The sequence below is a fragment of the Frankia sp. CgKIO3 genome, from assembly GCF_977946435.1.
In genome coordinates, this window is sequence record NZ_CDWTMO010000094.1 from 1 (window position 1) to 7,965 (window position 7,965).

The 7,965-nt window shown below is 69.7% G+C and carries 10 protein-coding genes; all 10 read right to left on the reverse strand.

Going from position 1 to position 7,965, the window contains the following annotated elements; all coding sequences use genetic code 11:
- Positions 1 to 563, reverse strand: a 563-nt coding sequence (locus AC08OJ_RS12125; protein ID WP_476595770.1) for a hypothetical protein, incomplete at its 3' end; no start/stop codon positions are given.
- Between the two features lie 27 nt (positions 564 to 590).
- Positions 591 to 938, reverse strand: a complete 348-nt coding sequence (locus AC08OJ_RS12130; RefSeq protein ID WP_476595771.1) for an antibiotic biosynthesis monooxygenase family protein — start codon at positions 936 to 938, stop codon at positions 591 to 593.
- Positions 939 to 1,103: 165 nt separating this feature from the next.
- Positions 1,104 to 2,462, reverse strand: coding sequence for a replicative DNA helicase (gene dnaB, locus AC08OJ_RS12135; RefSeq protein WP_476592886.1), 1,359 nt, complete (start codon positions 2,460 to 2,462; stop codon positions 1,104 to 1,106).
- A 600-nt stretch (positions 2,463 to 3,062) separates the two neighbouring features.
- On the reverse strand, positions 3,063 to 3,509 hold the full coding sequence (gene rplI, locus AC08OJ_RS12140; RefSeq protein WP_011438873.1) for a 50S ribosomal protein L9: 447 nt from the start codon (positions 3,507 to 3,509) through the stop codon (positions 3,063 to 3,065).
- 9 nt (positions 3,510 to 3,518) lie between these two features.
- Positions 3,519 to 3,755 (reverse strand): 30S ribosomal protein S18, encoded by a 237-nt coding sequence (gene rpsR, locus AC08OJ_RS12145; protein WP_011438874.1) that lies wholly within the window; start codon positions 3,753 to 3,755, stop codon positions 3,519 to 3,521.
- Between the two features lie 50 nt (positions 3,756 to 3,805).
- Positions 3,806 to 4,342 (reverse strand): single-stranded DNA-binding protein, encoded by a 537-nt coding sequence (locus tag AC08OJ_RS12150; protein ID WP_476592885.1) that lies wholly within the window; start codon positions 4,340 to 4,342, stop codon positions 3,806 to 3,808.
- A gap of 63 nt (positions 4,343 to 4,405) precedes the next feature.
- The gene (gene rpsF / locus AC08OJ_RS12155; protein ID WP_476592884.1) at positions 4,406 to 4,732 is read right to left on the reverse strand and encodes a 30S ribosomal protein S6; all 327 of its coding nucleotides are present in this window, start codon (positions 4,730 to 4,732) and stop codon (positions 4,406 to 4,408) included.
- A 250-nt stretch (positions 4,733 to 4,982) separates the two neighbouring features.
- Positions 4,983 to 5,309: a hypothetical protein gene (locus AC08OJ_RS12160; RefSeq protein ID WP_462204047.1), complete on the reverse strand. Its 327-nt coding sequence runs from the start codon at positions 5,307 to 5,309 to the stop codon at positions 4,983 to 4,985.
- Positions 5,310 to 5,425: 116 nt separating this feature from the next.
- The gene (locus AC08OJ_RS12165) at positions 5,426 to 6,583 is read right to left on the reverse strand and encodes a hypothetical protein (protein ID WP_476592883.1); all 1,158 of its coding nucleotides are present in this window, start codon (positions 6,581 to 6,583) and stop codon (positions 5,426 to 5,428) included.
- Positions 6,576 to 7,965, reverse strand: a 1,390-nt coding sequence (locus AC08OJ_RS12170; protein ID WP_476595772.1) for a glycosyltransferase 87 family protein, incomplete at its 5' end; no start/stop codon positions are given. The genes AC08OJ_RS12165 and AC08OJ_RS12170, both read right to left, overlap by 8 nt.

The window sequence follows — 7,965 nt, forward strand, 5'->3', positions numbered from 1 at the left end:
TGCCCCGACTGGCTGGGGCGACCGGGATCACCCGCCCCGCCTGCCGGGTCGTCTCCTCCCCCGCCCGGGCCGGGCTGATCCGGCCGCGTAGGCGAATATCCGGCGGCCTCGGGATACCCGGACGGACCTCGCGCGACCGGCCCGGCCTGCGGCCTGGGGGAGTACGGGTGGCCGGGCTGATGCGGATAACCCGACGGCACCGGTGGAGCGGGATAACCCGGCTGCCCCGGCTGGACCGGGCCGTCACGGCGCATGCTCGCCACCTGCCGCGTGCCCAGTGGCCGGTGCCGGCGCCACTGCCGCCGGACAGCCCAGACGAGGGCCAGGGATGCGACGACGCCGGCCGCCGGCGCGACGTCGTGGCCGGCGTCCAGCACCAGCAGGTAGAGGGCCATCAGCCCGCTGAAGACGTAGCCGGTGACGAAGAACGCGAAGGGCCGCAGGTTCAGCCGGCTCACCACGTCCGTGTTCCGAAGCAGGATCGCCGGTACCAGCCAGATGAGAAAACCGAAGAAGAGCGCCGTGAGCGGCGCGAAAAACAGGTACCCGAAGAACGCTGTCATGATCAGAAGTCCGGCGGTCGTCGAGGGTCAGGCCGGGTCGGGACCGGCGGGGACGTCCGCGCTGTGCGCCACCGTCGGGGTGCCGTCGAAGTACGGGCCGAGGACGGCGCGCCAGCGGGCAAACCGCTCCGACTCCCGGAAGTTCGTCAGATGGGCGTCCAAGCTGTCCCACTCGACGAGCAGCACGAAACTCGACGGTGACTCGACCCCGCGGGTCATCCGCGCGGAACGACAGCCCGGCGTGCCGACGAGCTCCGCACGCACCCCGTGATACGCGGCGACGAAATCGTCTTCGCTGCCCGGTTTGATGTCGAACCGGGCGACTTCGAGGACCGCTCCGGCGGGCTGCCCGCCGTCCCGCCCCTCACTCGCCATGGATAATCCTGAAACTCATACCGCCCAGTCTGGCACCATCGGGAGATCGCGGTCCGCCAACATGGACCATGACCACGCCAAACACACCCGGGCGCCCACCCGGCCCGCCGCCGGGCCGCTGGCGCTCTCCACCCGTGGGCCTCGTCCCGCCCCCGGGCCGAGAATTCAGTTCGCCATGTCGACGAACCGTGAGTAATGGCCCTGGAAGGCGACGGTGACGGTGCCGGTCGGCCCGTTGCGGTGCTTGGCGATGATGAGGTCCGCCTCGCCGGCGCGCGCCGACTCCTTCTCGACCGTGTCCTCCCGGTACAGCAGGATCACTGCGTCGGCGTCCTGCTCCAGGCTTCCGGACTCGCGCAGGTCGGAGACCTGGGGACGCTTGTCGGCCCGCTGCTCGGAGGCGCGGTTGAGCTGGGAGATGGCGACCACCGGAACGTCGAGCTCCTTGGCGAGCAGCTTCAGCGACCGCGAGATCTCGCTGACCTCCTGCTGACGGTTCTCCACCTTCTTGGGCGACGACATCAGCTGCAGGTAGTCGAGGATCACCAGGCGCAGCTCGTTGCGCTGCTTCAACCGCCGGGCCTTCGCCCGGACCTCCATCATCGTCAGGTGCGGGCTGTCGTCGATGAACAGCGGGGCCTCCGCGACCTCGCCCATCCGGCGGGCCAGGCGACCCCAGTCGTCATCGGTGAGCCGGCCCGTGCGGAGGTTCTGCAGGGACACCCGCGCCTCGGCGGACAACAGCCGCATGGTGATCTCCATGCGGCTCATCTCCAGCGAGAAGATGACCGACGCCATCCCGTTCTTGATCGACGCCGCCCGGGCGAAGTCCAGGCCGAGGGTCGACTTGCCCACGGCCGGCCTGGCCGCGACGATCCACAGCTGGCCGCCGTGCAGGCCGTTGGTCAGCTCGTCGAGGTCGACGAAACCGGTGGGCACCCCGGTCAGCGAACCGTCATGCCCCTGGATGGACTCGATCTCCTCCAGCGCCGGGTTGAGCAGCTCCCCCAGCGGCAGGTAGTCCTCGTTCGTCCGGCGCTCGGTCACCTCGTATACGGCCGCCTGGGCGCGGTCGACGACGTCGCTGACGTCCGGAGCCGCGCCGTAGGCGAGCTGCACGATGCGGGTGCCGGCCTCCGCGAGGCGGCGCAGGACCGCCTTCTCCGCGACGATACGGGCGTAGTACCCGGCGTTGGCCGCGGTGGGCACGCTCGAGATGAGGGTGTGCATGTAGGCCGGACCGCCCACCCGCTCGAGCAGATCGCGGCGGCCGAGCTCGGCGGCGACGCTGATGACGTCCGCAGGCTCCCCCCGGCCGTAGAGATCGCCGATGACCTCGTACACGAGGCCGTGCGCGGGACGGTAGAAGTCACCCGTCTGCAGGACCTCGACGACGTCGGCGATGGCGTCTTTCGACAGCAGCATGCCGCCGAGCACGCTCTGCTCGGCGGGCAGGTCGTGCGGAGGAGTCCGGTCGAACTCCGTACTCCCACCGGAACCACGCGAGATCTCGGTGACGCTCACGACGCACCCTCCCGGGACTCCCGTAGACCCGTATTCGAACGTATGTTCGTACGGATCGGAATCGCTGTCAACGGACCGCTCCGCCCCCGGTCAGCCGGGAGCTCCCAGCAGGGACCGGGCGGGCGGCCTCCGGTGAGCCTCTCGCCGGGCGCCGCCCGCGTCACCGAAGGAGACCTGGCCCGATCAGGCTAGAAGTACCTTCCTCAGTCTGGAGGGTCCGACTTTACGGACCGGCGGGCACCCCCAGCAAAAAGTTATCCACATGCCCTTGTGGAAAAGCTGTGGGCAACCGGCCGGAACCTGGGGAGGACATCGGGACGGAAACCGGAAACCTGTGGACACCCGAGACCACAGCCTCGACGAAACCCAGCTGGCAGGCGCCCGCATCGCGAGTGCCCTGTGGATAAGAAAAAGTTTCGGATCTGCTCGTCGCCCCTTGCCCCACGCACAACGAACTCCCCTGGCCGGCCGCCTGAGACGGTCGGCCAGGGGAGCCGGTACAGCGAGCGCGGCGGTACAGCGGGAGAAACAGCGGACGCCGCCGTCAGAACCGCCCGGCCTCGGGCCCATCCGGCCGCGATCAGGACCGCCCGGCCCTGGTCAGGCCTGCGTGACCTGGAGCTTCACGGTCGCGGTCACCTCGGGGTGCAGATGCACGGCGACGGTGTAGGCGCCCAGGGACTTGATCGGCGTGGTGAGCTCGACGCGGCGCCGGTCGAGCTCGGGGCCACCCGCGGCGGTCACCGCCTCCACCACGTCGGCCGCCGTTACGGAACCGAACAGGCGGCCTTCCTTGCCCGCCCGGCTGGTCAGCTCGACCTTGAGGCCACCGAGCTGACCGGCGATCTCCTGAGCGTGCCCGAGATCGCGGACCGCGCGGGCCGACCGGGCCCGCTTGATCTGCTCGACCTGACGCTCCGCGCCCTTGGTCGCGAGGATCGCGTACCGGCGGGGCACGAGGTAGTTGCGCCCGTACCCGTTCGCGACCTCCACGATGTCACCCGGGCTGCCGAGACCGGGGACCTCCTGGGTCAGGATGAGCTTCATCGCCACCCCCTACCGGGCCGAGGCGGTGTAGGGCAGCAGCGCCATCTCGCGGCTGTTCTTCACCGCCGTCGCCACGTCGCGCTGGTGCTGGCTGCAGTTACCGCTCACCCGACGGGCCCGGATCTTGCCCCGGTCGGAGATGTACTTGCGCAGCAGCGAAGTGTCCTTGAAGTCGATGTAGTCGACCTTGTCCTTGCAGAAAACGCAAACCTTCTTCTTGGGCTTGCGCACGGCCGCCTTGGCCATGGGTGTGCTCCTACCTCGTTGTGTCGTTCGCGAGGACGACGACCGGCCGCTCAAAACGGTGGCTCGTCGGAGTAGCCGCCGGCCGGTTGCGACCAGGGGTCATCGATGGGTGCTCCACCACTACCGCCGCCGTAGCTGCCGGCCGGAGCCCCCGCGGGAACACCGGCGGGCGCGCCGTAGCCGCCTCCGCCACCGCCCCCGTAACTGCTGCCACCACCGCCGCGCGCGGCCTTGACGACCTTGGCGGTGGCGTAACGCAGGCTCGGGCCGATCTCGTCGACATCGAGCTCGATCACGGTGCGCTTCTCACCCTCGCGGGTCTCGAACGACCGCTGCTTGAGGCGGCCGGTGACGATGACCCGAGCGCCCTTCTGCAGCGACTCGGCGACGTGCTCCGCCGCCTGGCGCCAGATGGAGCAGCGCAGGAACAGCGCCTCGCCGTCCTTCCACTCGTTGGTCTGGCGGTCGAGGGTGCGCGGCGTGGAGGCGACGGTGAAGCTGGCGACCGCGGCACCGTTCGGGGTGAACCTCAGTTCGGGGTCGTTGGCTAGGTTGCCGACGACAGTGATGACGGTTTCACCAGCCATGGGCACTCTCCCGGAGATCGGCGGCCCACGACGGCACGGGGACTGCCGTCGCCGCGGACCGGATCACGCCGCCGCCCGGCGGCTCTGACGTGGCTTCTTCGGCTCTGGAAGCCGAATGACCTTGGTGCGGATGACCGACTCGTTGAGGACGAGCTGACGGTCGAGCTCGGCGACGACGTCGGGCTCCGCATGCAGGTCGATGACGGCGTAGATGCCTTCGTAACTCTTGGCGATCTCGTAGGCGAGCCGGCGCCGGCCCCAGACATCGACCTTCTCCACCACGCCGCCGCCCTGACGGACGACACCGAGGTACTGGTCGAGAGAGGGCGCGACGGTGCGTTCCTCGAGGTCAGCATCGAGGATCACCATGAGCTCATAATGACGTGCCAAGACTGAACCCACCTCCTGTGGACTCTGGCGGCCACGGATCTTCCGCGGCAGGAGGGACCGCGACCGGAACCTGTGCCGTCTCGAACGTGCTCGACGCGATGGATCCGAGAGGGGACCGCCCGTCAGCACATCCAGACGATCATCAGTGCACGAGGGCCACCCGGAGGCGCACCGACCAATCATGACGAGTGGTCGGCCTGGACCAGCGGATGGACACACGTACGCCGGCGCACGGTATGTCCAGCCGAGCTTACTCGATTCCTCCGGGGGCCCTGGCGGCCCCGACCACGAGAACCACGCGAAGCCACGCCGTGAACACCCCGGCGAGGCAGACGAGGTTCACCGTGATCAGGAGGCCACGCATGTGCCGGGAGGGGGAGGGGTCCGCGAGGGCGAACACAAGCGCCGCGAGCGCCGCGGCGACCGCGACCACCGCGAGCATGCGGGCAGCCGGCCGCGGACCGACGCGCCCGGACCCGGAACCGCCGTGGCCGCCCGGGGAAGAGTCGTGGCCGCCCCCGGACGGGTCGCCGCCGACGTCCCCGGTGCCGGGCTGACCCGGCTGGGCATCCTGCATGTCCACAGCACCGCCTCCCGTAGTCCCAAACGCCGAAGGCGAGGTGACGGAAACCCCGCACGGCGCCCCATGCCAGGGGCCCCCGCACGGCGCCGAAGGCGCCGTGCGGGGAAAGGCTAGTCCACCCACTGCCCCTGCGTGAAGGCGACGACCAGGGCTGCCATGATCGGTGTACAGATACAGAGATATACCGACTGTACCCAGCTCTGCCGCGCGGCGGCTCGCGCGAGCATCAGATACAACGGAAAGGCCACCAGAATTCCACGGATTCCCGATGCATAATAATTCGTGCAGGCCATTATCGCGGTCATCACGCCGAGGAAAGTCGCCTCACCCCACCGTCTCCCGGCCAGCAGGATGATGGTCAGCAGCACCCCGACGACCACCGCGAGCAGTTCCCCGCGCCAGAACCAGACGAAGGTCGACGCACCGTTGCCATCCGTGGCCGATGCCCAGGTGGCGGCCCAGCCCGACCAGGGCCAGTCGAGGCCTCGGTGCCAGCCGTCCCGCATCGCGTCCGTGTAGGAGCCCCAGCCCCCGGTGCGAATCCTGAGATAGCCCAGATAAGCGAGGACGGGGATGGGTGGAAGCCCCAGCGACAACGCCGGCCAGGCGACCACCGGGAGGCCGGCGGAGCGCCGGCTCACGACGTACTGCACGGCCAACGCGATCCCGAAGGGAATACCGCTGATCCTGGCGGATGCTGCCCCGGCGCCCAGCAGGCCGGCCAACCACCAGCGGCGGCAGCGTGCCGCCAGCCAGGACGCCGTAGCGAACCCCAGGAAGATACCCTCCGAGTAGGCGGCGAACAGGAACACCGCGTAGGGGAAGCAGATAAGGCTGAGGACGGCGAACTGCGCCGCGGGCTTGCCGACCTCGTCCGCGGCCAACCGCCACAGCGCGGCGACCGCGACCGAACCGGCGAGGAACGACACGACCAGACCCGCGACGATCCAGTCCGGAACGACGATATGGACGATCCGCATCGCGATCGGGAGGCCGGGAAAGTCGACTTCTGTCCGGTCCGAGTAGGCGGGGGAGAGATAGCCGTACCGGGCGACCTTCGTGAACAGGCCGACATCCCACCGGTCCCAGAGTGTGCGCAGGCCGGGAGCGTTTCGCGCCGGCGCCGAGGTAAGGGCCCGCGCGGCAGCGAGCGCCAGCAAGGCGACCGCGACCCGGCTCCCGAACCAGATCGGCAGCGTGGCCCGGACCGGCTCCGGCAGCCGGGCCCAGGCCGCTCGGACCATCCCCGGCCCGGTCGGATCATGCACCGCCGGACCCGGCCCCGTCGGCGCTGCCGGCGGCCGGGCCGCCGTCCGGCTTGCCGGTGGCCGCCGCCACCCACGCCGGCCGGCCGCCGCGGGCATCGGGGGCATGGTCCAGCACCCCGCCCGCAGGGTCGTCGACGGCGTCCGGATCGCCGGCGGCAGCAGAGCCGACCGCGACACGCGGATCACCCGGGTACGCCATTCCGCCGGTCCGCACGATGTCGGTATGCGGATGCAGGATCTCCCGGACGACGAATCCGGCCAGGACGAGCAGCACCAGGTCGCGCAGGGCCACCGCGCCGACGAACCATCCCCGGTCGATGCCCTGACGACCATGCGTGTCGTTGTAGATGAAGTGCATGAATCGGGTGAACAGGACCCACGCCTCGCAGGCCTGCCACAGCAAGAACAGCCGCCATCGGGGCCGAGCCAGTGCCGCCAGCGGTAGCAGCCAGATCGTGTACTGGGGTGAGAAGACCTTGTTGGTCAGCAGGAAGGCGACGACGAGCAGGAACAGCACCTGCGGCAGGCGGGGCCGGCGCGGTGCGAGCCAGGTGAGCAACCCGATGACGATCACCGAGACCAGCAGGGCCGCCCCAGTGATGATGTTCAATGTGGAGATGGGCAGGCCGTTGTCCCGCAGGCCCTGCAGGATCATCGGAAGGGCGACGACGATCGTCACCCAGCCGGCCGTGGCCGCCACGATGACCAGCCGGCGCGCATCGGGCCGATGATGGATCGCGGCCGCCGCTACCGCGACGAGGACGACGGCGGTGAGCGCGGAGACCACCAGGTGCAGCGCTCCGAACCAGGCCGGGTCGTAGCGGCCGGCAAGCCAGGTCGCGCCGAACGCCAGCGAGTCCCAGTCGGCGCCGCGGTCGGAGTTCAGGTCGAAAAACCGGGCGATGGCGTTGCGGGCCTCGTCCGGACCACCACCGACCAGTCGGGTCCAGTCACCACCTCGCCAGAAGGTCGACCAGATGCTGTCGCCGACGCGGGCGTTCTCCGCGTTGAAGTAGCCGGCGGTCAGCCACAGCGGGACGATGACCACCAGCACCGTCACCGCCGCCGCACAGACGGTCCGGGCCAGTTCGCGCAGCCTCCCGGCCCGAAGACAGAGGAAGGCCAACCCGAGCAGGAACAGGGCCGGATAGAGCTTCGTGAGGATGCCGAGCCCGATCAGCATCCCGGCGAGCTTCGGAGCCCGCCTGGACCAGGCGAGCAGGCCGCCTGCCGAGAACGCCACCGCGATGATGTCCCAGTTCGTCAGCAGATGCAGCACGAGGGTCGGCGCCAGCGCGAACAGAGCGGCGTCCCAGATCCGCCTCAATCCGGCCGTCAGCGCCGTGCAGCACACCGCGACCGAGGCCACGATCAGGAACAGC